General features: G+C 41.5%; 22 protein-coding genes and 1 tRNA gene. 14 read left to right on the top strand and 9 right to left on the bottom strand.

Translation table 11 applies throughout. The features are described from left to right. Positions 1 to 138: 138 nt before the first annotated feature. The gene (gene psbZ, locus VF06_RS29055; RefSeq protein ID WP_073640643.1) at positions 139 to 327 is read right to left on the bottom strand and encodes a photosystem II reaction center protein PsbZ; all 189 of its coding nucleotides are present in this window, start codon (positions 325 to 327) and stop codon (positions 139 to 141) included. 222 nt (positions 328 to 549) lie between these two features. On the opposite strand from psbZ, the gene VF06_RS29050 reads away from it, so the two are divergent. Then, the gene (locus tag VF06_RS29050; RefSeq protein ID WP_099070329.1) at positions 550 to 3,255 is read left to right on the top strand and encodes a CBS domain-containing protein; all 2,706 of its coding nucleotides are present in this window, start codon (positions 550 to 552) and stop codon (positions 3,253 to 3,255) included. 449 nt (positions 3,256 to 3,704) lie between these two features. Here the strand turns inward: VF06_RS29050 and VF06_RS29045 are convergent, their stop codons facing one another. Together VF06_RS29045 and pyrE are read right to left on the bottom strand one after the other, a co-directional pair. Continuing rightward, complete coding sequence (locus VF06_RS29045) at positions 3,705 to 4,406, bottom strand: Uma2 family endonuclease (RefSeq protein WP_099070317.1); 702 nt, start codon at positions 4,404 to 4,406, stop codon at positions 3,705 to 3,707. 302 nt (positions 4,407 to 4,708) lie between these two features. After that, complete coding sequence (gene pyrE / locus VF06_RS29040; protein WP_099070318.1) at positions 4,709 to 5,332, bottom strand: orotate phosphoribosyltransferase; 624 nt, start codon at positions 5,330 to 5,332, stop codon at positions 4,709 to 4,711. A 101-nt stretch (positions 5,333 to 5,433) separates the two neighbouring features. Between pyrE and VF06_RS29035 the strand changes: the two genes are divergently transcribed. After that, complete coding sequence (locus tag VF06_RS29035; protein WP_099070319.1) at positions 5,434 to 5,850, top strand: hypothetical protein; 417 nt, start codon at positions 5,434 to 5,436, stop codon at positions 5,848 to 5,850. A 195-nt stretch (positions 5,851 to 6,045) separates the two neighbouring features. Here VF06_RS29035 and VF06_RS29030 read toward each other — a convergent pair. Next, positions 6,046 to 6,118 (bottom strand) — tRNA-Ile (locus VF06_RS29030). A 297-nt stretch (positions 6,119 to 6,415) separates the two neighbouring features. Between VF06_RS29030 and VF06_RS29025 the strand changes: the two genes are divergently transcribed. Next, positions 6,416 to 7,117, top strand: coding sequence for a hypothetical protein (locus tag VF06_RS29025; protein WP_099070320.1), 702 nt, complete (start codon positions 6,416 to 6,418; stop codon positions 7,115 to 7,117). A gap of 5 nt (positions 7,118 to 7,122) precedes the next feature. Here the strand turns inward: VF06_RS29025 and VF06_RS39675 are convergent, their stop codons facing one another. Beyond that, on the bottom strand, positions 7,123 to 7,275 hold the full coding sequence (locus tag VF06_RS39675) for a histidine kinase (RefSeq protein ID WP_244918174.1): 153 nt from the start codon (positions 7,273 to 7,275) through the stop codon (positions 7,123 to 7,125). A gap of 9 nt (positions 7,276 to 7,284) precedes the next feature. Between VF06_RS39675 and VF06_RS29020 the strand changes: the two genes are divergently transcribed. After that, positions 7,285 to 8,646: a hemolysin family protein gene (locus tag VF06_RS29020; RefSeq protein ID WP_180267425.1), complete on the top strand. Its 1,362-nt coding sequence runs from the start codon at positions 7,285 to 7,287 to the stop codon at positions 8,644 to 8,646. A 124-nt stretch (positions 8,647 to 8,770) separates the two neighbouring features. Here the strand turns inward: VF06_RS29020 and queC are convergent, their stop codons facing one another. After that, a complete protein-coding gene (gene queC / locus VF06_RS29015) occupies positions 8,771 to 9,448 on the bottom strand; it encodes a 7-cyano-7-deazaguanine synthase QueC (RefSeq protein WP_099070321.1) in 678 nt (225 codons plus the stop codon). A gap of 652 nt (positions 9,449 to 10,100) precedes the next feature. On the opposite strand from queC, the gene VF06_RS29010 reads away from it, so the two are divergent. From VF06_RS29010 to rdgB, 9 genes are all read left to right on the top strand, one after another. Then, positions 10,101 to 11,183, top strand: coding sequence for a Gfo/Idh/MocA family protein (locus VF06_RS29010; protein WP_099070322.1), 1,083 nt, complete (start codon positions 10,101 to 10,103; stop codon positions 11,181 to 11,183). A 560-nt stretch (positions 11,184 to 11,743) separates the two neighbouring features. Next, on the top strand, positions 11,744 to 12,367 hold the full coding sequence (locus VF06_RS29005; RefSeq protein ID WP_099070323.1) for a DedA family protein: 624 nt from the start codon (positions 11,744 to 11,746) through the stop codon (positions 12,365 to 12,367). A gap of 217 nt (positions 12,368 to 12,584) precedes the next feature. After that, positions 12,585 to 13,745, top strand: a complete 1,161-nt coding sequence (gene fcmB / locus VF06_RS29000) for a filament morphology actin-like protein FcmB (protein WP_099070324.1) — start codon at positions 12,585 to 12,587, stop codon at positions 13,743 to 13,745. Positions 13,746 to 13,750: 5 nt separating this feature from the next. Further along, positions 13,751 to 14,245 (top strand): filament morphology membrane protein FcmC, encoded by a 495-nt coding sequence (gene fcmC, locus VF06_RS28995; RefSeq protein WP_099070325.1) that lies wholly within the window; start codon positions 13,751 to 13,753, stop codon positions 14,243 to 14,245. A gap of 460 nt (positions 14,246 to 14,705) precedes the next feature. After that, positions 14,706 to 15,764 carry a DnaJ domain-containing protein gene (locus VF06_RS28990; RefSeq protein WP_099070939.1) on the top strand — a complete coding sequence of 353 codons (1,059 nt, stop codon included), beginning with the start codon at positions 14,706 to 14,708 and terminating at the stop codon, positions 15,762 to 15,764. Between the two features lie 107 nt (positions 15,765 to 15,871). After that, positions 15,872 to 16,378 carry a DUF4365 domain-containing protein gene (locus tag VF06_RS28985; protein ID WP_099070938.1) on the top strand — a complete coding sequence of 169 codons (507 nt, stop codon included), beginning with the start codon at positions 15,872 to 15,874 and terminating at the stop codon, positions 16,376 to 16,378. Further along, complete coding sequence (locus tag VF06_RS28980) at positions 16,375 to 16,926, top strand: hypothetical protein (RefSeq protein ID WP_099070937.1); 552 nt, start codon at positions 16,375 to 16,377, stop codon at positions 16,924 to 16,926. Before VF06_RS28985 ends, VF06_RS28980 begins: the two co-directional genes overlap by 4 nt. Before the next feature lie 175 nt (positions 16,927 to 17,101). Continuing rightward, positions 17,102 to 18,538 (top strand): phosphoglucomutase/phosphomannomutase family protein, encoded by a 1,437-nt coding sequence (locus VF06_RS28975; protein WP_099070936.1) that lies wholly within the window; start codon positions 17,102 to 17,104, stop codon positions 18,536 to 18,538. 78 nt (positions 18,539 to 18,616) lie between these two features. Beyond that, positions 18,617 to 19,195, top strand: a complete 579-nt coding sequence (rdgB, locus tag VF06_RS28970; RefSeq protein WP_099070935.1) for an RdgB/HAM1 family non-canonical purine NTP pyrophosphatase — start codon at positions 18,617 to 18,619, stop codon at positions 19,193 to 19,195. A 282-nt stretch (positions 19,196 to 19,477) separates the two neighbouring features. On the opposite strand, the gene VF06_RS28965 is transcribed toward rdgB, so the two are convergent. The 3 genes from VF06_RS28965 to thiD all read right to left on the bottom strand — a co-directional run bounded on the left by VF06_RS28965 (position 19,478) and on the right by thiD (position 21,839). Next, a complete protein-coding gene (locus VF06_RS28965; RefSeq protein WP_012410794.1) occupies positions 19,478 to 19,816 on the bottom strand; it encodes a P-II family nitrogen regulator in 339 nt (112 codons plus the stop codon). A 341-nt stretch (positions 19,817 to 20,157) separates the two neighbouring features. Next, on the bottom strand, positions 20,158 to 20,742 hold the full coding sequence (locus tag VF06_RS28960; RefSeq protein WP_099070934.1) for a hypothetical protein: 585 nt from the start codon (positions 20,740 to 20,742) through the stop codon (positions 20,158 to 20,160). A 263-nt stretch (positions 20,743 to 21,005) separates the two neighbouring features. Continuing rightward, positions 21,006 to 21,839, bottom strand: coding sequence for a bifunctional hydroxymethylpyrimidine kinase/phosphomethylpyrimidine kinase (thiD, locus tag VF06_RS28955; RefSeq protein ID WP_099070933.1), 834 nt, complete (start codon positions 21,837 to 21,839; stop codon positions 21,006 to 21,008). Between the two features lie 1,290 nt (positions 21,840 to 23,129). Here thiD and VF06_RS28950 point away from each other — a divergent pair. Continuing rightward, positions 23,130 to 25,225, top strand: a 2,096-nt coding sequence (locus VF06_RS28950; RefSeq protein ID WP_099084289.1) for a choice-of-anchor D domain-containing protein, incomplete at its 3' end; no start/stop codon positions are given.

The following is a 25,225-nucleotide window of genomic DNA, read 5'->3' as shown; positions in this document are numbered from 1 at the left end:
AATCTAGAGGAGCAGGAAAACACAGTCAAAAATCAGGAAGCTAGAAAAAATTTCTGCTTTTTTCCTTAACTTTTGACCTTGGCTTTTCTGCTCCTCTAATTTTTATATTAGGTGTCTGCGCCAGAGCTAAGCCGTTGCCTAGACGACAAAAAAGTTTAATAAACCAACCAAAAGTACCAAAGCAATCCAGACGCCAGAACCAAGCCAGAGAAGCTTTTTAGATTCAACCCAATTTTGGGGAGTGGCGTAAGCAACAGGAACGCCAACAACTAACACAAAAGACAATAAAACTAGGCCAATCAAAGCAAATTGGAATATTATGGTCATTTTTTCTTCTCCCAATACAGCGAAATACTAAAGATAGAATATCCTAAAGGGCGACACCGACACTTTCTTACTTATTTTTAAGCTACCAGAAATTACAACACTTTAGTCATTGGTCATTAGTCATTGGTCATTAGTCATTGGTCATTTGTTATGACTCTTAATGCCCGATGCCTGATACCCGATGCCCCATGCCCGATGCCCAATGCCCCATACCCCTTAACTATGGATTTAATTCTTTGCCACACAACAGCTGATTTTGACGCACTAGGAGCAGCGGTAGGATTAACGCGCTTACTACCGGGAAGCAAGATTGTGCTGACTGGCGGCTCTCACCCTCCGGTACGGGATTTTTTGGCGTTGCATCGGGATGAATATCCGCTGATTGAACGCCGTTCGGTAAATTCAGAAAAAATTCGGTCTTTGACTGTAGTGGATACACAACAGCGCGATCGCCTGGGTAAAGCTGCTGAATGGTTAGATTTACCTAATATCAAAAAAATTATACTTTACGACCATCACTTAGGACAAGAATCAGATATTCCCGCCACGCGATCGCATATTTCTTCGGTGGGGGCTACGACTACTCTGATTGTGGAGCAATTGCAACAACAGCAAATCTCCTTAACTTCTGCTGAAGCTACAGTCATGGCTTTGGGTATTCATGTTGACACTGGGTCGTTGACCTTTGAGCAGTCTACACCAAGGGATGCTTTAGCTTTAGCCTGGTTGATGCAACAAGGTGCTAGTTTATCAGTAATTTCCACATATCGCGATCCAGGATTGTCTTTGCAATTGCAGCAGCTATTAACTAAAGCACTGGAAAATTTAGAATATCTCTGTGTACGCGGATATACAATTGGCTGGGTAACTTTAAACACAGATGCTTTTGTCCCTGGTTTATCGAGTCTGGCTACAGAATTAGTGGAATTAACTGAAATTGATGCTATTTTGTTGGCTAATGAATATCCTTTGGGTGATGGTGATTCAAGGTTAACAGTAATTGGGCGATCGCAAATTCCCAAAACAAATCTCAATCTCTTATTCCAAATTTTCGGCGGTGGCGGTCACTCCCAAGCTGCATCGCTGAACTTAAGAGGAGTAGATTCACAAGCAACACTACAACAAATCCTCAACGGCTTAAAAGCCCAAATTCCTCACCCTCCCACTGCCAGAGACTTGATGTCTTCTCCTGTCCGCACCATTCTGCCTGAAACCACAATTGCCGAAGCCCAGCGTATTCTATTGCGCTATGGACACTCTGGTTTATCCGTAGTCGATAACCAAAAACAATTAGTAGGTATTATTTCGCGGCGCGACCTCGATATTGCCCTACATCATGGATTTAGCCATGCCCCTGTTAAAGGCTACATGACCACGAATCTGAAAACCATTGCACCGGATACCACACTGCCACAAATCGAGGCATTAATGGTAACCTACGACATCGGACGCTTGCCAGTATTAGAAAACGGACAATTAGTTGGTATCGTTACCCGTACTGATGTGTTGCGCGAATTACATGAAGAGGGCGCAGGAACGCAGGAATACGGAAATGTGAATACTGGTTTACGGTTTCCATCAGAGCGTCTTAACCTCTCTGTTTCATCTTTTCTAGCTCCCCAACTGTGGAAATTACTGACTACAGCATCCCAAGAGGCAGAAAAACGGGGTTGGCATCTTTATCTTGTCGGGGGTGCGGTGCGGGACTTGCTATTAGCTAATACAGCAGGTAACTTGATGATTAAGGATATCGACCTTGTAGTTGATGGCTTTCATAAATCAGCAGATGTTGGTGCTGGTGTGGAATTAGCAAAAGCACTGCAACAACTTTACCCAACGGCTCGTTTGGAAATCCACGGGGCTTTTCAAACTGCGGCTTTGTTATGGCACAAAGACCCACAATTAGATTCTTTGTGGGTGGATATTGCCACCGCCAGAACAGAATTTTATCCTTATCCAGCAGCAAATCCAGAAGTGGAAGCGAGTTCGATTCGTCAAGATTTATATCGTCGAGACTTTACTATTAACGCCCTAGCTTTGCGGCTGACTTCTCCCCGTGCTGGTGAATTGCTCGATTTTTTTGGTGGTTTACTAGATTTACAAGCTAAACAAATTCGGGTTTTACACGCCAACAGCTTTATCGAAGACCCTACCCGCATTTATCGCGGTGTCCGCTTTGCTGTGCGCTTCAGCTTTGAAATTGAATCACAAACAGAAGAATTTATCCGCTATGCCATCAACAGTGGCGTTTACGATCGCACTGCTCAAGAGAATAGCAAAACTCCAGCTCTGCAAACTCGACTAAAAACAGAATTAAAACACATCTTAGAAGCCCCTTACTGGAAATCAGCTTTACAGTTACTCGATAACTTGGGGGCATTACAGTGTATCCATCCTACCCTGAAGTTAGATGCATTACTTCTGCGACAATTACGCTTGCTAGAACGTTGTTTACGGCGATTTGACCCCCAACAAAGCTTAATTCACTGGGAAATGCGATTAGAGACAATAATCGCCCACTTAGAACCACAATATCGGGTAAAAGTGGCAAAAAATCTCCAATTACAAGAGGATGGCATTAAACGCCTGCAAAATTTAGCTAAAGCTGAAGCTGAAGTTTTAGAATCTCTACCAGCTTGTCAACGTCCTAGTCAAGTAGTTCAATTTCTACGACAGTATGACTTACCAATGTTAGTTTTAATCGCTTTACAAACCCAGCGAATAATCAGGCAACAGATATGGTATTACTTGACAGTTTTAGCTCATATTAACCCGATTTTAAATGGTAATGATTTAAAAAAATTAGGTTATAAACCAGGTGTGCAATATCGACAAATGTTAGATGATTTACTGGCTGCAACTTTAGATGGAAATATCAAAAATAAAGCAGAAGCAGAGGAGTTTTTAGCCAGGTCTTATCCTAGTTAATAAATATTGTATGAGTGGACTATTATGCAAACTGAAACATCAAAAAAATACTAGAATACCCAAGAATATTTACAACAAGAGGAGACATCATAATTCAAAAATGGTACTTACTAAAACTTTATTAAACTATGACGCCGATAAATTGCACAATCACTCATCAGATTTGTTGAATGTTAACGGTCAAATAAGTAGGTCAACTTAATTAAACATAAAACAATGGTAGTGGCGTGACAAGTCTTAAATGTTGTAATAGATTTTATTGTGGGATGGGTGTCCTCACCCGTCCAGGCGGGCAGGATGCCCACCCCACAAGAGTTTTCTAATGCACTATTTGAGCCTTGACACGCCACTACATTTATTGACATCTACGTATGACGTTTTTTTAGGTTGAGCTACTTATCAACCGTCAACATTACCTCAAAAGACGTATAGGTTAAATGAGTGACATCTTAAATTGTATCTGGGTCGATATTTAATTTTCGTAATTTAGCTGCCAAACGTTCTACTTTCTCTTGGGCTTGAGCCGCAGCTTCTTGAGCTTGTGCAGCAGCTTCTTCAGGTATCGGTACTAACTGTCCATCCGCTGTGAATAAACGTAAGAATTGCTGATGAATGCCTAAATATAAACCTAATTGTTCGCTCCATAAATATCCTTGTTCGTTTGCTTGTAGAGGTTGATATTTTGCATCTACTAAATTAAATCCCGCAAATTCCAATGTATATGGGTCAAACCAAAAATAATTCGGTGTGCGAAAAGTATCTTGATAAATTTCTTTCTTTAAACCTTTGTCGGTTTTCACTGTTGATTCTGACAAAATTTCTAAGATAACATTCGGATATTTGCCATATTCTTCCCACACTACCCAACTTTTCCGGGCTTTACGTTCTGTTCCTAGCACTACAAATAAGTCTGGGCCGCGAAAGTATTCTGATTTTTTTTGGTGTGGACTGTAGTAAATAGTTAGATTTCCCGCTGCATAAAAATCATTTCTGTCTTGCCACAACCATTCAAGGGATTGTAAAAGTAAGATAATTTGTCGTAAATGCAGGTCGCTTTCCAAGGGAGGCTCATCACTCCATAAATCACTGGGAGGAAATATTACATCTTTCGAGATGTCTGCTTGAGATTCTAATTCTTGAGCAATGGTCATAGAATCAATCTGGCATCAATTAGTTCTAAGTTTATTTTAACAGTGTTGTAAATCGGTAAGTAGAACAGTGTAAATAATTAAAAGTTTGTAGTAAGGACTTCAGTCCTTATTACGAACTATTTAGAAAAATTTTGAGGCTGACTAACTTATAGCAATCTCGAATAATTTCAGGACTTACGCAAGTGTCACAAGTAGGACTTACGCAAAAACTCTCTTAAACTCTCATTCCTCCGTAAACTCTGGGTTCTCTGTGGTTAATTTCCCGTTGACTGTGCGTAAGTCCTAAGTAGAATTAATGTTATTTAGGAATTTGCCAATTGTCGGAAGCGTTCTTGAATTTCTTGAATCGAAAATAAAGCCTCAAATTTCAACCCAGCCGATTGGTACAATTCCCCTCCACCTTGGTGTCTGTCTACCAGTGCAATTACTTGATTAACCGTATAACCTGCTGCTTGAAGACGTTCGACAGCTTTGAGAGCAGATTGCCCAGTTGTGACGACATCCTCCAAAATCACTATCTTTGAGCCTTCTGGTAAAGTCGGGCCTTCTATATAAGCTCTCGTTCCATAACCCTTGGCTTCCTTACGAATAATCAGTGCTGGTATCGGTCGATTTTCATAAACAGAAACCACGCTTACTGCGGTGACAAGCGGATCGGCCCCCATTGTTAAACCTGCTACAGCCTGCGTATCTTCAGGTAGTAAGGGAAATAGCAAGCGCCCAACTGCCAAAGCTCCTTGGGGGTGGAGTGTTACCTGCATTTTGTTCACGTAATAAGAACTACGTAGCCCAGAAGCAAGAACGAAATCACCCTCTTGATAAGCCACTTGAGCAAATAAATCTAATAGTTTCTGGCGCAAGTGAGTCAAATCAGGGATGGTTGCCCAAATATTGGAGTCAGTACGAGTTTCAGTAGGATACGTCATTACAAAACATTAAAAGTTGTGCTACACCAAAGGTTGAACTGATAACAGTTCTGAAATTAAGCATAAATTAAGATTCGCCACAAATTTGAGGAGTAAGGAACGTGGGTATCAAATTAAAAACCTTTGGTGGTTTATTAATATTGCTGGCTGCTGGTATTGCTTTTCCCTCTGTTGTAACAGCTCAAACACAAACACCCAAAAGTGAAACCACAAGTGATGTGTTTGAACGGGCATTTTTTCGGCACGATCGCAATTTTTATGAAAATGGTACCCTCAAGCGTCAACTAGACTCATTGTTTGGTGCTGGCGCTAGTTTTGGCGGTTCCTTCCCAGAAAATGAAATTGCTCGTGATGCTCAATTGGTTAATGCTCTATATCACGATGTCCTGACTCAGCAAGCAGGCAACGATCCCTATATTCGCACTCCTGATTTACCAAATCCCTATGATACATCCCTAATCATGTCTCCTCGCTTGAATGCCAACAAGCTCAGAGTCGGAACTGAATTCAGATTTTAAACACGATCGCCCCGTTAGGAGAGGCAGGGTGAGGTAGAGGGAGATAAGGGAGACAAGGGAGATGGGGAGGTAGGGAGCAGGGGAGAAGAGTTTTTCCCTTCTGCACCCTCCCCCTCTGCCGCTCTGCCTCTTGTGTCCAATGCCCAATGCCCAATGCCCAATGCCCAATGCCCTATTTCTTTTTTGATAATTTAGTGCGCCCTGCTGGAATCGAACCAGCCTGAAGACGAATTATGAGTTCGTTGCCTCCCCAATCGGCCAAAGGCGCTTATTTTTTTGGGTTTATGATTGCTATAAAACAATTAGTTAAACCCTTGAGTTAATTTTATCTGCTAATTTTAAAGTTAGGTACATTACCATACGTATTTAATTTTAGCAAACTCCCCTATTTTAGCACAAATTTAGTGTCTGTGAATACTCGACAATAGTTTCCCAGATTTTTATACTACATAATCTAATCATGAAATAGTGCAAACTAATATTGATTAAGTTCCTTTAAGGATTGAGGCATTAGGCTTCATTATTCTTAATAAAACTAGCATTATTGTGCATTAGCTTATCAACAATGAAAATAAATTCTACTGTACTTCTTACTTTGATTTTGTTAATCCTGATGTTGGGAGCAGGTTCTGTGAGCGCGTTTTTGGGGTTTGAACTAGGAAGTTCGGCACTCAAAGGCGTTAGTACACCAGATGGACGCCCTACAACTAAATTTGCCAGCAGTAAAGGAAATAACTCCCAACAGGGAGGAGTGGTGTTATTAAAAGAGGATGAAATTCTAAAAATTGTCAAAGCGCGAATTGAGGGTAAGACCAAGGCTGCAAAATCGGAAAAGCTAGAGGAAGATGATGAAGAAACCAATACCAGCAAGCAGAAGCCAGAGGAAAAACCCAAAGAAGTAGTGGAAGAAAAACCGCAGCCAGGTTTTCCAGTGGTTGCTGAGAGTGAAGGTGTAACTATGTCCGTGCAATCTGCTCGCTACTCTGGTGGTGATTTACTCTTAAAAGTAAAAATGCAGAACAAAGGCAAAGATTCTGTGCGCTTCTTGTATAGTTTTTTAGATGTTACCGATGATAAAGGGCGAACTCTGAGCGCTAGTACAGAAGGTTTACCAACAGAATTACCTGCTAATGGGCCGACATTTTCTGGTACAGTGAGCATTCCCACAGCTTTACTTGATGATGTTAAAAAAATATCACTGGCTTTGACTGATTATCCTGCTCAAGAATTAAAGCTAGAGGCATTGAATATTCCTGTAGAAAGGTAAAAGAGTTATGGGGACTGGGGCATTGGGCATTGGGCATGGGGCATTGGGCATTGGGCAGAGTTAGTTATTATTTCTACCTTGTCTTCCTTGTCTCCCTCTGCCTCCCGTGCCTCCCCATCTCCCCAGTTTCCGAAGTGGATGGCGTGAATTTTACACAAGCTTTGGCAGTGAGTGGTTTTCCTAATTTAATTTGGACGGAGGCAGGGCTGCGATTGTTGTCAGTTTTACTGCTGATTGCCATAAATGCCTTTTTTGTGACGGCAGAATTTTCGATGGTGAGCGTGCGGCGATCGCGTATTCACCAGCTAGTTAAAGCTGGGGATGTTCCAGCAAGAGCTGTGGAGATACTGCAACGCAGTATCGATCGACTGCTATCTACCACCCAGTTGGGTATCACTCTCTCTAGTTTGGCCCTGGGATGGATTGGAGAAAGTACGATTGTCGTCCTGGTAAATTCATGGGTAAAATCCTGGCCTCTGCCCAGTGAAATGACCACCTTCATTGCCCATTCTTTATCGATTCCCATCGCCTTTTTCTTAATTGCTTATTTGCAAATTGTTTTAGGCGAATTATGTCCTAAATCATTGGCGATGCTGTATTCAGAACAGCTAGCCCGGTTTTTGGGGCCTTCGGTAAAAGCGATCGTCCGTTTTTTTGGCCCCTTCATTTGGATTCTCAACCAATCAACTCGTTGGTTGTTAAGAATTTTCGGCATTGAATACACTGGTCAAGGCTGGAGACCACCTGTAACTCCTGAAGAATTGCAAGTGATTATCTCTACAGAATGGGGTTCTACAGGCTTACAACGTAAAGAACGAGAACTGCTCAATAATATTTTTGAGTTTGGGGACGTGATGGCTCAAGCTGTCATGATCCCCCGCACTAGTATTGTAGCGTTGCCAAAAGATGCAACTTTTGAGGCGTTACTCCAGGAAATGGCTGCTACTGGTTACTCCCGCTATCCCTTAATTGGTGAATCTTTAGATGATGTTCGCGGCATTGTTTATTTTAAAGATTTGGCAGAACCTTTAGCTGTAGGCAAGCTAACTTTAGAGACACAAATCCAACCTTGGATGCGTCCCGTTAGGTTTGTTCCAGAACACACGCCCTTGAGCGAACTTTTGCCAATGATGCAGCAAGAAAAACCAGCTATGGTAATGGTGGTCAACGAGTTTGGCGGTACTGTGGGATTGGTGACCATCAAAGATGTCATTGCCGAAATCATTGGTGACACCAGCGAACCTGAAGACAACGATGATTTACTAATTCAGATGTTAGACGAGGATAAATTTCTGGTGCAGGCACAAATCAACCTCGAAGACCTAAATGAAGTTTTACATCTCGATTTACCCTTGACAAGAGAATATCAAACACTGGGAGGCTTTTTGCTGTATCAGTTACAAAAAATTCCCTCTAAAGGTGAAACTTTCCATTATCAAAATCTCGAATTCACTGTGGTGTCAGTGATTGGGCCGCGGCTACATCAAATTCAACTGCAACGCTTAGAAGGGTTAGGAGTTGAGAGTTAGGAGTTGAGAGTTAGGAGTTGAGAATTAGGAGTTGAGAGTTAGGAGTTAAGAGTTAGGAGTTGAGAGTTAAGAGTTTTTTTACTCCTCACTCCTCACTCCTCACTCCTCACTCCTCACTTGTAACTTAAATACTATAAGCGAGTGGATCGACCAGTCCCAATTCGGCAAAGGCCGCTAGCCGCAAACGACAAGAATCACACATACCACAAGCGACATCGCCACCAGCATAGCAAGACCAAGTTAACTCCCAAGGAACTCCTAATTGGTTACCTAGTTCAATGATTTCGGTTTTTTTCAGGTTAATCAGGGGTGTAACGATGTTAATTGCTTCTCCCTCACGTCCTTGTTTAGTTCCCAGGCGAAAAACTTCTTGCATGGCTTGGATATAGTCGGGGCGACAATCAGGATATCCTGAATAATCTAGGGCATTGACTCCGATATAAACGCGTTGGGCAGCGATCGCTTCAGCATAACTCAAAGCAAAGCTTAAAAAGATGGTATTACGAGCCGGAACATAGGTAACAGGGATATTTTGAGCCATTTCATCCAGAGAACGCTCCTGCGGTAAATCAATAGCGTCATCGGTAAGTGCCGAACCACCCCATTGTCGTAAGTCAAAACTAACCACTTGATGTTTCACTACGCCAGCTTTTTGAGCCACAAGCACAGCTGAGTGTAACTCTCGTCGGTGTCGCTGCTGGTAATCAAAAGAAATGGCATAACATTCACAGCCATCCTTTTTAGCTTTGTACAAAATTGTGGAAGAGTCCAATCCCCCAGATAGCAAAACTACAGCTTTCATCTCGGTTGCAAATTTTGGATTTCAAATCGCCAAATCACGCTTCAACAAGATACCAATAAGCAACGCCAAAGATACTCCTGAATTTCCATCAACTGTTTCAACTAATCCCTAGCGGTAATTTTCCATACCATTTTTTGGAAAAAAAGCATAGTCTTACTAGTTTATTATTTTGTAAGCTGTTCCACATAAAAATTGCATATTGACTGGCGATCGCCTTTTGACCTTGACGGTCAATAGTCAACAGTCAAAGGCTACCACGAGTAGTTATGCTTTGTTAGCGTGCATGAGCTTCATTTTAATACTGTCGATTGGATGGTAATTAATTCCACAACTCTAGCCTCAAGGAAAATCCAACCACAAAAAAAGACCCTTAGAATTTTAGAGAATTTATACTTAAGCCTTACCTTATATTCTAAAGTTAATAAAAAGACACATATTTTTTTGTGGAAAATGCAAAATACCAACCAAGCCCGAACTATCTATACAAAACATAGCCGGATTGCGGGAACCGATCGCAAACTTTGAAATTCTTCATAAACATAGCCTCTATGTTACCATCTGGATGGTTTTAGACGGATCGTAACTGGCTTTCTTTGTATAAACGCCAACGGCCGTAGCGTCTCTTAAATTGGTGGTTGAGGAGAGAATAATAGTGCAAAATAGCATGTCACTGGCAGAACCGAATCCATATACACAGCGCAACCAGCCACGACCAATCCGCATAGGTGTGATTGGGGTGGGTAACATGGGACAACACCACGCTCGCGTCTTGAGTTCAATGAAAGACGTTGAATTAGTTGGTGTAGCAGATATTAACGTCGAACGAGGGTTAGAAACTGCCAGCAAGTACAAAGTGCGTTTTTTTGAAGACTATTGTGACTTGCTACCCCTGGTGGAAGCAGTTTGTATTGCTGTTCCCACCAGGCTGCATTATGCCGTGGGTATCAGCTGTTTGTTAGCGGGAATTCATGTTTTGATTGAAAAACCCATCGCAGCTAGTATTTCTGAGGCAGAATCCCTAGTAAATGCTGCTGCTGAGTCTCAATGTATCCTGCAAGTAGGTCACATTGAGCGTTTCAATCCAGCATTTAGGGAGTTGAGCCAAGTCCTGAAAACCGAAGAATTACTGGCATTAGAAGCACACCGTATGAGTCCTTACTCAGATCGAGCAAACGATGTTTCAGTTGTTCTCGATTTAATGATTCATGACATTGACCTACTTTTAGAATTAGCAGCTTCTCCAGTGACTAAATTGACCGCTAGCGGTACTCGTGCCCTAGATTCCGGTTATTTAGATTATGTAACTGCCACCCTGGGCTTTGCTAATGGTATAGTCGCTACTTTGACTGCTAGTAAAGTCACTCACCGTAAAATTCGCAGGATTGTTGCCCACTGCAAAAACTCATTCACTGAGGCAGATTTTCTCAAGAATGAAATTTTGATTCACCGACAAACAAATCCTAACTCTCTTGCCGACCATCGACAAGTACTTTACAGGCAGGATGGCGTGATTGAAAAAGTCTACACCAGCAATATTCAACCCCTGAGTGCAGAATTAGAACATTTTGTCAATTGCGTACACGGTGGCAATCAACCCTCAGTAGGTGGCGAACAAGCTCTTAAAGCTCTAAGATTAGCCAGTTTAATTGAACAGATGGCTCTCGAAGACAGAGTTTGGAATCCCTTAGACTGGCAATCGGAACCAAGAGTACAATCATTGACCCCGACAGTCTAGAACAAAAGGGGCAGAGGAGCAGAGGAGCATAGGAGCAGAGAAGCAGGATAATAACTGTTAGGTTCTCACTCATTACTCATAACTCTTAACTCCTCACTCCTGAGTTAGTATCGGCTAGACGACCGCCTTTTATTAACGGTACTCAGCACTATCAATGCCTAATGTCCAATGAACCAAAACCCCAAAGTATTTTTTGCCAATTTGCCATTAAATTTTTAGATCCTCCATAGTCATGAAAAAAGCGGGCTAAGGGGGATCTAATTATTTAGAAAACAACCTCTATTGGAAAATCAGGAGTGGGGAAATGGAGAGATAGGAGATGAACAGACAAGGGAGATGACAGTTATCAGTTGACTGTTGACTGGAAAATCAGGATTTATTCTCCTTGTCTCCCTTGTCTCCATTGTCTCCCTTGTCTGTTCATCTCCCCTGCTCCCTACCCCATAACGCCACTTGCTCCACTTGGGGAGACCCCAAGACCGCAGTGGCTCCCCCATACCCCATGCCCAATGCCCTATCGAAATAAAAAACTAGTACAGTAATTTTTAGGAATTAGCTTGATGCTTGAATGGATAACCAACACTATCAATTCTTTGGGATATTTGGGAATCGGCCTACTGATGTTTGTGGAGAACCTCTTTCCTCCCATTCCTTCAGAATTAATTATGCCATTGGCTGGATTCACAGCAAGTCCATATCAACCAGGAGGAGCGAAACTTAATATTATTGGGGTGTTTTTTGCAGGACTTTTGGGTTCTGTATTAGGCGCGCTTGTTTGGTACTATCCAGGTAAGTTTTTGGGCGAAAATCGCTTGAAAGCTTGGGCTGACAAATATGGTAAATGGTTGGCTATATCCAGTAAAGATATTACTAAGGCTAAAGGCTGGTTTGACCGACAAGGTAACAGAGCAGTATTCATTGGTCGCCTTGTACCAGGAATCCGTACTTTGATTTCTGTTCCCGCAGGGATCGCTAATATGCACTTGCTACCATTTCTGATTTACAGCACCTTAGGTAGCGCAGCTTGGGTGGGTTTGCTAACATACTCAGGATATATATTAGGTAGTCAGTATGAACTTGTGGATGAATACCTTGCTCCTGTGTCCAAAATTGTGCTTGGGGGTTTGGTTTTAGCATTTGTTTTCTGGATCTTGAAGCGTCGGCAAAGACGCACTAGACGGTAAACAGGGGCGCTTTTGGTTTGAAAGCAGTGAAAGCAGGGGTTACATCTGGCCAAAATTCGCCTACACTATGCCAAATAATACTAGATGTGCAATTGCCAGAATTAATTTTTGGCGTATTTCTAGCTACACTTGACGCAACTTAGAATTTCTGGTTGCTCGCATTTTTGTAAGATGAGCATGACAACTTTTTACATTTAAGTTAGAACTAGGAGCTTTCATGACAGACCAACCTTCCGCCGCCACCCCCATTAATGCCGCTGCTATACCGATGAATAGGCAGCCATTAGCATCGACGACTCCCATCAATACTTCTGGTAATATTCCTCCAAAGGCAGTCGGTGGTTCCGGGAAAACTATTCTCAGTGTTGATTTAGGCAGAACTTCCACAAAGACTTGTGTCAGTCGCGAACCTGGTAGCGTTGTGTTTGTACCTGCCAACGTGAAGCAGATGTCCATAGAACAGGTACGCGGTGGCGTTTTTGAAGCGCGGGCTACCGACCCTTTAATGGATTTGTGGCTGGAATATCAAGGTAATGGGTATGCTGTAGGTCAACTAGCGGCAGATTTTGGAGCGAATTTAGGAGTAGGACAATCCAAGGTAGAGGCTGCACTGATTAAGGTGCTAGCATGTGCCGGCTATTTCAAACTTAAAGACGAAATTTCAGTTGTACTAGGTCTGCCTTTTCTTTCTTTAGAGCAATTTGAGAAAGAAAAAGCGCAGTTAATCAGCCAAGTAGGTGGCCCTCATGTGTTAAACTTCCGGGGTGAATCTGTGTCGCTGAACGTAAATAAGGTTTGGGTGATGCCAGAAGGCTACGGCAGCTTGCTGTGGTGTGAAGCTCAACCAAAGAAAAGCCCTGGTAGCCCTGATTTTACAAAAATATCGGTGGCGATCGTTGATATCGGACATCAAACTGTCGATCTTTTGATGGTAGATAACTTCCGCTTTGCCAGAGGTGCTTCTAAGAGCGAAGACTTCGGGATGAATAAGTTTTATGAACTAGTAGCTGCTGAAATTGAGGGAGCAGATAGTCAATCTCTGGCGCTAATTTCAGCTGTTAACAAACCCAAAGGCGAACGCTTTTACCGTCCCAAAGGCGCTAGCAAGCCTGCCAACCTAGATGATTTTCTGCCGAATCTCATAGAGATGTTTTCGCGGGAAATTTGCAGCCGTGTGCTAGCCTGGTTGCCAGAACGTGTTACTGATGTGATTCTGACTGGCGGAGGCGGTGAGTTTTTCTGGGAAGACGTTCAACGTTTGCTCAAGGAAGCAAAGATTAATGCTCATTTATCTGCACCTTCTCGGCAGGCGAATGCTTTAGGGCAGTATATTTATGGAGAGGCGCAATTGTCTGCCGTTCGCGCTGCTAGGGCTTAAAACTAATGTTCCAATGGTCAAAAAAGGTAGTTAAATCCGTCACGTTCAACCCAGGGCTTGCTGATGAAAGCTTGTTAGCACAAGTGGAAAGTTATTTGGAGAAACAACCCGAAAAAACTTTCAGCGACTTATGTAAAGAAGCCCTGTGGCAATCCTTATGCGTACCGGAATCTGTACGACCTGCTCCAAAAACAGCAGCCACAACACCGATTGAACAACAACCGATTGAACAACAACTCGGTGAGCTGCAACGTCAAGTAGCTGGCCTTGAGGAACGTTTTTTTGCCAAGGGATCTAATCGTTTGGAGGCGTTGGAACACCACGTACTGCAACTTTCTCAACAAGTTGCACAACTGGCACTCATAGTTAATGAGCGATCGCTTATTCAGTCTCCAAGTCAAGTAGAAGTAGTAAATAATACTTCTTATACTGTTCCGGCCCCTCCTCAAGAGGTTGACCCTGTAATCAGTCGCCTTAGTCAGTTTCTCGATGATTTTTAAGAAAAAATCAAGTTTTTGAGCGGTTTTTGCTCTTGTCATCAATCCTTAATAGTTGAGACTATTAAGGATTATTAATATTTATTAATATTTTTTAAAATAGGATTTCTGGCGGTAAGCTCCTTTGCAACTACTTAAGTATGCTAAAAAGCGATCGCGCATAGAGATTTCGTGCTGATTTACATTATTACAGCTGGGGCGATCGCTCTTATTAGGGAACTCCAAGAAACAAATTATTCAATTTTGTAGGGTGGGCATCTTGCCCGCGCTATTTACTGGGCGGGCGAGACGCCCACCCTACAATAGTTAATTGGATATTTTTGTATCTGCAAGTCCCTTAGCAAGCAGATTTTACTCAATACTAACTGTGAGTAATAACCTCAAAATAACTTACATTCCTTACATCATGTATGATTTTCTCAGAACTAGGGACAGTATGTTTAATGAGTAAGAGGGTTTATCTGTGGATAATCTAGAGCAGTGTTATCAGGTTTTAGGTGTTTCATCTGATGCTTCTGTTGATGAGATTAAGCAAGCTTACAAAGATTTAGTTCAAGTTTGGCATCCAGATCGTTATGCTCATAATCCTCGCTTACAAAGAAAAACGGAAGCTGAGTTGAAAGCAATTAATTCAGCATACGAAATAATAATGGAGTCTTTAGCTTCTGGTCATAATGTCAGAAAAACAACTAATGTTTACAAAAAAGAGTCTTCTAGTACACAGGTTTCTGAACCGGAACCAGTGGTAGAAGTTAAAACAAACTTACAATCAAAAGTTAAATCTTGGATAAATAAAAATAAATGGATTTTGATAACTGGTACTGGTGCTAGTATCTTAATATCTCTTCAAATATATGCATACACTAAATATAAAGATTTTCCATTTTCCAATCCGATACTGCTTATTCAGCGAATTTCTAGTAGCTTTTTTCTCGAGAGGAATATATTAGGAGATGAGGAACTTGGTTATAGTTCAATAAAGTTTAGTAGTAATGGAGCTATTTTTAGTTCTTATTATCCCTCTTCATATATTAAAACTTGGGATTTCCATAATGGAAAAAAACTTAAATCTTCGGATCTGAACCTCTGGCCAATTGACACAGGTCAATTAATTAATGTTAAACATCTAAACTGCAAGATAAGCAACTCACCTGTATTAACGTCATATAAAATAAGTCCAGATAGTAAATTACTTGTTAACCTTCTGAAGAGTAGTGATAGTGACGATTTTACTATTGAAGTATGCGACCTAACTAATGGCGAACGTGTTCATACTTTAGATAAAATAGCTAAGTATCTAGAAGTAGAATTCAGTCCTGATAGCAAAATTCTTGCTATTGGCAATAGGAATAATTGGAATAAGACGATTGAGCTATATAATTTGGAAACAGGAAAAATTGACCAGTCTTTTATTGATGTTACGAACGATATTGCATTGATTCAAACTCTTACTTTCACTCCTGATGGTCGATTTTTACTCACTGGAAGTAATAATGGTGTGAGGATTTGGCGGATACGTTAGGTACTCAAATCCAGAAATTCGCTAAAGCTGCGCTTTGAGTTTCAGTAACAGCTTTCTTTTTTATTGGCTTTGGTAGCAAAGCTTTTGGTTGAATAAATTTTAGTTGAATGTACATCACTACCCAGAAAGAGGAATTTAGCTATGCTTACATCAATGCCGTCGCGTCTGCTGCGGGTTATTCATTCCAGATAGCACCCAGACCATTAGATTTAGTAGGGGTTGATGTAACCATTACAGGAATTGCAACACCTGGTTCTAGACGGCGAACTCGGATTGATTTGCAAGTCAAATGCACTTCTCAACAATTACTAGATCGGGACTTTGTTAAATTCCCGCTTTTAATAAAAAATTATGATGAATTAAGAAACGACAATCCCGACGATGACCCCCTATTGTTAGTCGTGGTCTTAATTCCTGATTTACAAGAAGATTGGTTACAACAATCGGAAACTGAACTTTGCTTGAAACGTTGTGCTTATTGGGTGTCTATATGCGGTCAACCACCAACTGAAAATCAAAGCACTGTCACTGTTTATTTACCTCGTCAAAATATTTTCAGTGTTGAAGTTTTGCAAGCCCTAATGCAACGAATTGCTAGAGGAGAACCAATATGATAGTTACCGTGCGCGACCCAGATATTCTCTCTAATTTAGACCCTCAGATATTAACATCTTATCTTCAAGCAAAAGGTTGGTATCAAGAAAATCAGGTTGAGAAGAAAGAATCAGTTTGGATTAAAACAACTGATTCTGGTGAGGAATTTGATATTACTTTGCCTCTCAATCCTGGAATCAGGTCTTATGCGCTACGGATGGCTGAGATTTTGGCAATTCTAGAAACTGTTGAAATTCGCTCTCAGTTAGATATTTTGAGCGATTTGATTACAAAAATCCCAAATACTGAAATTCAGGGGTTGGTGATTAGACTAGCAGAACGAAATCATCCAGGTAATGTCACAATTATTGGCTTTGTTGTCGGCAAGCCTCGTCAAATTAAGCTTTCTCTGAGTGAATCTGAATACAATCAGGCTTGGACTGCTTATCACCAGAGGCTACCAGTTGTTTGTACTGGAGATTTAGTTAAGGAGAATGATGTTTTTGTGCTGAAAAAAACTACAAGTTTCTCTTTATATGATACTTTGACCGAGCAAGCAGCAGTTTAAAGAAGTCGGAAGTACATGAGTGTTGATATTAAATGTCAACCGTTAACAGTCAACAACTAACACGAAAAGATGTACTGCATACCTTATCACTAGTACATGTTAATACTATATGCTTTTTTTACTTTAGATACTGTATAAATGCTAGAATCCTCAGGTAGACAGTTAGGATACCTAGATGGCAGTTGTAGCTAACTCAATCAAGTTTGGTACAGACGGCTGGCGGGGCGTAATTGGAGATGAGTTCACCTTTGAACGCCTAGCCCTAGTCGCGCCAGTCGCTGCAAAAGTACTATATGATACATATTATTCTACGGTGGGTAGCCGGACGATAATTGTCGGTTACGATCGCCGCTTTATGGCGGAAGACTTTGCTCGTGCTGTGGCCGATGCTGTCACCGCTGTCGGATTTGATGTTTTACTCAGTGAAACCTACGCCCCTACCCCAGCTTTTAGTTGGGCCGCAAAACAACTCAATGCCTTAGGGGCACTAGTAATTACAGCCAGTCATAATCCAGGATCATATTTAGGTTTAAAAGTCAAGGGTTATTTTGGTGGGTCGGTGTCGCCAGAAGTTACGAAAGATATAGAAGCACTGTTGTCCGAAGGAGTAGCACCAGCAGCTACTCCAGGTAAGCAAGAAAGCTTCAATCCTTGGCCGAGTTACACCCAAGCACTAGAACAGAAAGTTGATATTGCCAAAATTAGAGAAGCGATCGCCTCTGGTAAACTGACGGTGTTTGCCGATGTCATGCATGGCGCTGCGGCTGGCGGACTGGCAAAACTACTAGGGGATAAGGTAAAAGAAATCAACAGCGAACGCGACCCCTTATTTGGTGGTGGTGCGCCGGAACCTTTGCCAAAATACCTTTCCCAGCTATTTGAAGTTATTAAAACTCACCGAGAAACAAATCAATCGAGTTTATCTGTAGGATTAGTATTTGATGGAGATTGCGATCGCATTGCCGCTGTAGATGGGGAAGCCAACTTCTTGAGTTCTCAAGTATTGATTCCGATATTAATCGACCACTTAACCCTACGGCGCGGCTTTCAAGGCGAAATAGTCAAAACTGTTAGTGGTTCCGACTTAATACCCCTTGTGGCAGCACTACATAACTTGTCAGTATTTGAAACACCAGTTGGTTATAAATACATCGCTGACAGAATGTTAGCAGCAGAAGTTTTATTGGGTGGCGAAGAGTCAGGAGGAATTGGCTATGGTAGCCATATTCCCGAACGCGATGCACTGCTATCAGCATTGTACGTCCTAGAAGCCATCGTAGAATCTGGTTTAGACTTGGGTGAGTATTATCGCCACTTACAGCAACAAACAGGATTTAACTCAGCATACGATCGCATTGATCTACCCTTAGCCAGTATGGAAGTGCGATCGCGTCTTTTGCAACAGCTACAAACCGAACCTTTAAAAGAAATCGCCGACAAACCAGTAATTGATTGTCAAACAATCGACGGCTACAAATACCGCCTCGCCGATAAAAGCTGGTTAATGATTCGCTTTAGCGGAACTGAACCAGTTTTACGCCTTTACTGCGAAGCCCCAACACTCGAACAAGTCCATCAAACTCTTGCTTGGGCGAAACAGTGGGCAGAGTAAAATATTATTCATTGGTCATTAGTCATTAGTCATTAGTGAATAAATGCTCAATGCCCTATGCCCCATGCCCTATGCCCCATGCCCAAATTATTAGTAGTAGCCACAGGAAATCCAGGTAAATTGCGGGAAATGCAAGCTTACCTGGTAAATTCTGGTTGGGAATTAATCCTCAAACCTGAAGAATTAGAAATTGAAGAGACAGGAGAAACCTTTGCTGCTAATGCCTGTTTGAAAGCATCACAAATTGCTAAAGCCACAGGAAACTGGGCGATAGCAGATGATTCTGGTTTAGAAGTAGACGCTTTGAATGGCGTACCGGGTGTGTATTCAGCACGCTACGCTAAAACCGACTCAGAACGCATTGCGAGATTACTCAAGGAATTAGGTAACGAAGTAAATCGCCAAGCTCAATTTGTGTGTGTAGTGGCGATCGCTAGTCCGGATGGTGCGATCGCATTACAATCTGAAGGTATTTGTCGTGGCGAAATTCTTCATGCACCTCGTGGTGATGGTGGATTTGGTTATGACCCAATTTTTTACGTACCAGACAAGCAATTGACCTTTGCCGAAATGACACCAGAGTTAAAAAGGTCAATTAGCCATCGAGGTAAGGCTTTTACAGCTTTACTTGGGGAACTGGAGAGAATTAAGAGTTAGGAGTTGGGAGTTAGGAGTTGGGAGTTAGGAGTGGGAGTTGGGAGTTAGGAGTTGGGAGTTAGGAGTTAGGAGTTAGGAGTTGTAGTTTAAAAATCATGAATGAAGATTTAGCATAATTCGTAACTCTTCCCTCCCAACTCTTCCCTCCCAACTCTTCCCTCCGAACTTTTTACTCCGAACTTTTTACTCCGAACTTTTTACTCCCAACTTTTTACTCCCAATTCTTCACTCCTAACTCTTCACTCCTAACTCTTCACTCCTAACTCCTAACTCCTAACTTTTTTAAACTGCTTCTGTGTTCTTTTCGCCAGTACGAATCCGAATTACTTGCTCAACAGGCGAGATGAAAATTTTACCATCACCGATTTCACCAGTGCGGGCGGCGGCGATGATTTTGTCAACCACCATATCAACTTGATTATCATCAACTACGATTTCCACTTTGAGTTTTTGCAGAAACTCAACGGTGTACTCAGAACCCCGATATCGTTCAGTTTGACCTTTCTGGCGTCCGAACCCCCGGACTTCAGAAACCGTCATCCCAACAATTCCAGCGTTAACTAAGGCAATTTTCACTTCATCAAGCTTAAATGGGCGGATAATAGCTTCTACTTTTTTCATTTCTTTGACTTGTAACTTTTACTAGCTTCGTTTATATATCTAACCAGATCTCTTGTCTGAAACTGTAACTAGTAGCGCCTTTGCTAAAACATATGTAATAATTGCCACTTTTTTCAAATTGTAAATGTTTGGTGTGAGTGCTTTGAAGCCAGAAACAGCCTCAATGAACTTGTGATGTGAGGAAGTTGCTATCAAATAGCATTCTTTGAAATATCTGGTGTTTGTGACCTAAAAATAGATAAATTCTGCTATTGAGTAGATCCGACGAGATGTTTAAAACATTGATGAAAGAGAAATTTGACAATAGCGACAAAGGTTGCTGCTGACTGTGGGAGTGTCAACTAAGGTTTTTGATGTTCAAACAAGGGACGTACAATTAAATATCCAGCAGTAAACGCAGTAAGCATAATTAACAAGATGGTAATAATTAACCACCAGCCGTTCAGCTCCTTGGCGTCTGGCTGGGCAGTAGAATAATAACTTACTTCTTGTTCTTCTATAAAAACTGGTTCTGGTCTAGGGAAATTGATTTCCATCACAGGTGTAGAAAACTCCTGGCGGCTTTTTTGAGAGGGACGCGGACGAGAAATTTGTTGAGGCGGACGTGCTTGTGTGACTTGCTGCTTGCGGGCAGTTTTAACATTGCCAGAAGTTTGAGAAGCTTTTTGTTCCTTAAACATCCCATAGGAATTTACAAAATGTTGTAAGTGTGAAAAAGACTCAACAACTTTGGCGATTTCTTGGCGTAGTAGTTGATTTTCTTGTGTTAATTGCTGGTTTTTCGTCGTCAGTGCATCTAGCTTTGCTTGAGTTGCTTGCAACTCCATTGACAATTCCCGGTATACAGATAATGGTACAGAGGGAGGATAGGGTTGAGTAGTCCGTGTTGACGAATTCCTGTGAACAGAACCTGTGGTTGTTCGCATGGGGCTTGGTATTAAAAATAAAAGTGATTAGATCGTACAGAGATGCTAACAGAGAAAGTTAGCCCTGAAACTATGCCCAAGAATAATAGAAAAATGACCAGACGGCAAAGATTTTTTATTGGGCATGGGGTATAGGGAAAGGGAAAGGGTAAGGGGGAAAGGAGAAACATTAAATTTATTCCTTTTCCCTTTTCCCGGTTGGTGAGCTTGTCGAACCATTAACCTTTTCCCCTGCTCCTTGTCTCCCTTGTCTCCCTTGTCTCCTATTCTTCAATCCCCAGTTCCAACAATGGAAAAAAGTGTCCTACGGGGCCTTGTCCTTCGCCAATATCTAAGGCAAAGGTCAGTGCGGTAGTGACATATTCTTTTGCTTGTTGAACTGCTGACCACAAGTTTTTTCCCTTGGCTAAATTAGCAGCGATCGCAGCTGATAAAGTACAACCAGTACCGTGGGTATTTGTTGTCTCTACTTGCTTTGTGGTCAAAATTTCTAATTTTTCTCCATCAAACCAGATATCAACGCCACGCAAATTTCCTTGCATACCTCCACCCTTAACTAAAACAGCGTTTGTCCGCAGAGTTTTGTGAATAATTTCTGCGGCGGCTTGCATATCTTCTAAGGAATATATTTCTAAACCACTCAAAATTTGGGCTTCATAGCGATTGGGCGTGATAATAGCTGCTTTGGGAATAAGTGTATGCCGTAGAGTCTTCACAGCCTCATCATCAATCAATTGTGCCCCTGTACGTGACACCATTACCGGATCGACTACCAGGTTATGAATTTGTAAAGTTTCCACTTGCTGGGCAACAGCAAATATAATTTCTTGATTGAGCAACATTCCCGTTTTGGCAGCTTGTACGCCAATATCTTGAACTACTGCCTGAATTTGGGCTACAACAGCTTCTGGTGGTATGGCGTCAACCCTGTTCACTCCCAGAGTATTTTGTGCTGTGACGCAGGTTATGGCGCTAGTACCGTGGACACAGTGAAAAGCAAAGGTACGTAAGTCAGCTTGAATTCCTGCACCGCCGCCGCTATCAGAACCGGCAATGGTTAAAGCTACAGGTACTCTGGGTTTTTTTTGGGCGTTCATAATTATGAAGATTACTGCTGAGATGTTATGGCAGTTACCAGGTAGGTTAGGACATCAACCGAGCATCAAACATCGATACCAAAAGATTTCCAGCCTATTAAGCTGTCATGGATTTAACTTGCACGTCTTTTGATGTTCACTGTTGACGGTTGACAGTTAACCGTCAATACTCAACGAACTTAACAGGCAAAACATTGCAATTTAAAAGCCCAATAGCTTACCTGCTATAGTTGCTTGGCGATCGATCGCTTCCAATTGATTTTAGCGTCCGGTGCAACTTCACCATAGATAGGGAAACTCCAAAAATCAATTATTTCGGTTAAAGCACCGTTCACAGTTAACACTCAACTGTCTTCCATGAAATCTTTTTTTACTTGGAAGTTCCTAATTCCTTGTGAACCAAATTGATTCCATTGTCAGAAACTTTATCAAATCGTTGTATAGAGCCGTCTTGACTCGCATATCTGGCTACAAATGAACGGAAATTATCATGAAGCTTCCATATATTTTTTCGGTTTTGTTGTAAAAAATCTAACTAAAATCTGAGTATTCACTGATATCAATCACTGTTTGTGAAGGTTAGTCTAAACTGAGTTAACAAAATTCGCTTACACAGATTAAAACAGGTTTGACTAAGTTGTTAGATTAGTCGCTTTAAGGGACTTCCAAGTCAAAAAATATTCCATTGCAATTGTTGACTGTTGACGGTTCACAGTTAACAGTCAATGCTTTAACCAGAATAATTTATTTTTTGGAATTCCCTAACTTAAAGGGTCAACCTACTCAAGTTTGAAATAATTCAGCTTTGACCACTGTAACTTTAAGTCCCCAGTTATCAGCCAGGGGTGCGTTTACCCATGCCAAATTGGCAACTTCTGACCTCAGACAACGGATAAAGTTCACAGGATTTAGATAACACATATGAAGACCGTACCAAATTATAGTACCAGCGATGCCTACGGCGGGCTGCGCCCACGCAGTAGAGATGGAATTTGATTCGACTCTTAGGCGATCGAGCAGATAAATGCACTAATCGTCCGATTTTCCTCAACAACAGCTTGACGATTGACAGTATTTATATCCTTGGCTCAACCATCAGCGGTTGACAAGAGAAAAAATTTCCAATTTGACAACAGCATTTTTACAACCGATGCAATTTGAAGTTGCCATCGGACAACTATCGCTGTTGCAAAAAGTCTCAAAAGACATCGATTCAGATAACTACATAGCAATGAACTGAGTTGCTAAGAGTTTCATACCAATTTACTTACACATTCTTGGACTACAACTATGGCTGGCAACATATACTACGTTTCTGGAACAGGTAACGATAAGAATGATGGTTTGAAAGAAGGAGCAGCGTTTCGTACTCTGCAAAAAGCCGCAGACGTAGTGAAAGCAGGCGATACGGTGTACGTTATGAACGGTACTTACGAACAAAGTAAATACCCTAACACCCCGGTTCTAAATATTAATCAAAAACACGGTACTGAAGACGCACCAATTACATTCAAAGCCTTACCCGGCCATAATCCTCTAATCAAATCAACTAATTTCCAAGCCATTAATATTGCAGGTTCATCCTACATCGTGATTGAGGGTATCACGATGGTTGGTGCCAACGACCAAATTACATTAGAGTATGCAAAGTCTCAACAAAATAATTTAAACAATCCACTCACTAATGGAGCGGGAATTTACATTCAACCAGATAAATCAAATAATAGTTCTCACCACATTACAATTCGTGGCAATACTATTACTAAATTTCCTGCTGGTGGAATTTCAACTAAAGAAGCTGACTATATCATCATTGAAAACAATACTGTTTCTGAAACATGCTGGTATAGTCCTTGGGGGTCAAATGCTATCACCACTCTCAATAATCGAAATTTAGACAATAACACCACAGATTACAAAATTATTATCCGTAATAATGTAAGTTTCAATAATTATACTTACATTCCTTGGTGGGAAGCACAAAGAATTACTGAAGGACATGGCATCATGATTGATGCTGCCAACAGTCTAGGTTTAGATAATCAGCCATACAAAGGCAAAATTTTAATTGCCAATAACATTTCTTATAATAATGGTGGCGCTGGTATCCAAGTATTTAAAAGTTCCAATGTTGATGTAGTAAACAACACGACTTATCAGAATTCACAACATCCTGAGTTGAAAGGCTCCGGTGAGATTTTAATTAGCGGTACATCAGACAATGTGAATGTTGTAAACAACATTATGTATGCGGGTAATAATGGCAATTCATATGTTGTTGGTGGCTCAGCTACAAATATCAAAGCTGACTACAATTTGATTTACAACACTAGCAATTACAACAAAAAAGGAACTAATTTTATTCTGGGTAAAGATCCTGGATTTGTGAATGCTGCGGCTCGTAATTTTGCACTCAAACCTGGAAGTGTTGCCATTGATGCTGGTTCTAATGCCTTTAATAATGTAACTGGTAGAACTCCTCACGATGGGGATGGCAATGGCACGGCAGTGGTTGATATTGGTGCCTATGAAGCCCCAAATATTAAAAGCCCTACTCCAGAAATCCAAGTTCTCAACGGCACAGTTAATATTGCAGATGGAACTACAACAGCCATCAGCTTTGGTGATGCCATCGTTGGTAACACTCTCACCAAAACCTTTACCATTAAAAACACTGGTACGGCTGCACTAAATCTGAGTAACCTCAAACTACCAAATGGCTTTAGTTTAGTGGGAACTTTACCCACTAGTGTGGCTGCCAATGCTTCCACCAACATCACTGTGGCACTCAACACCACCACACCTGGGACTTATGGTGGTACTTTGATTCTCAGCAACAACGATATTGACGAAGGCACCTTTGACTTTGCCATCAGTGGCACAGTCAAACCTGTTCCCACTCCAGAAATCCAAGTTCTCAACGGCACAGTTGATATTGCAGATGGAACTACAACAGCCATCAGCTTTGGTGATGCCATCGTTGGTAACACTCTYACCAAAACCTTTACCATTAAAAATACTGGTACGGCTGCACTAAATCTGAGTAACCTCAAACTACCAAATGGCTTTAGTTTAGTGGGAACTTTACCCACTAGTGTGGCTGCCAATGCTTCCACCAMCATCACTGTGGCACTCAACACCACCACACCTGGGACTTATGGTGGTACTTTGATTCTCAGCAACAACGATATTGACGAAGGCACCTTTGACTTTGCCATCAGTGGCACAGTCAAACCTGTTCCCACTCCAGAAATCCAAGTTCTCAACGGCACAGTTGATATTGCAGATGGAACTACAACAGCCATCAGCTTTGGTGATGCCATCGTTGGTAACACTCTTACCAAAACCTTTACCATTAAAAAYACTGGTACGGCTGCACTAAATCT

Origin of the sequence: Nostoc linckia z4, assembly GCF_002608075.1 — a bacterium.
GTDB lineage: Bacteria > Cyanobacteriota > Cyanobacteriia > Cyanobacteriales > Nostocaceae > Nostoc > Nostoc linckia.
The sequence above is the reverse complement of the archived record's forward strand: the minus strand, read 5'-3'. Positions and strand labels throughout refer to the sequence as shown.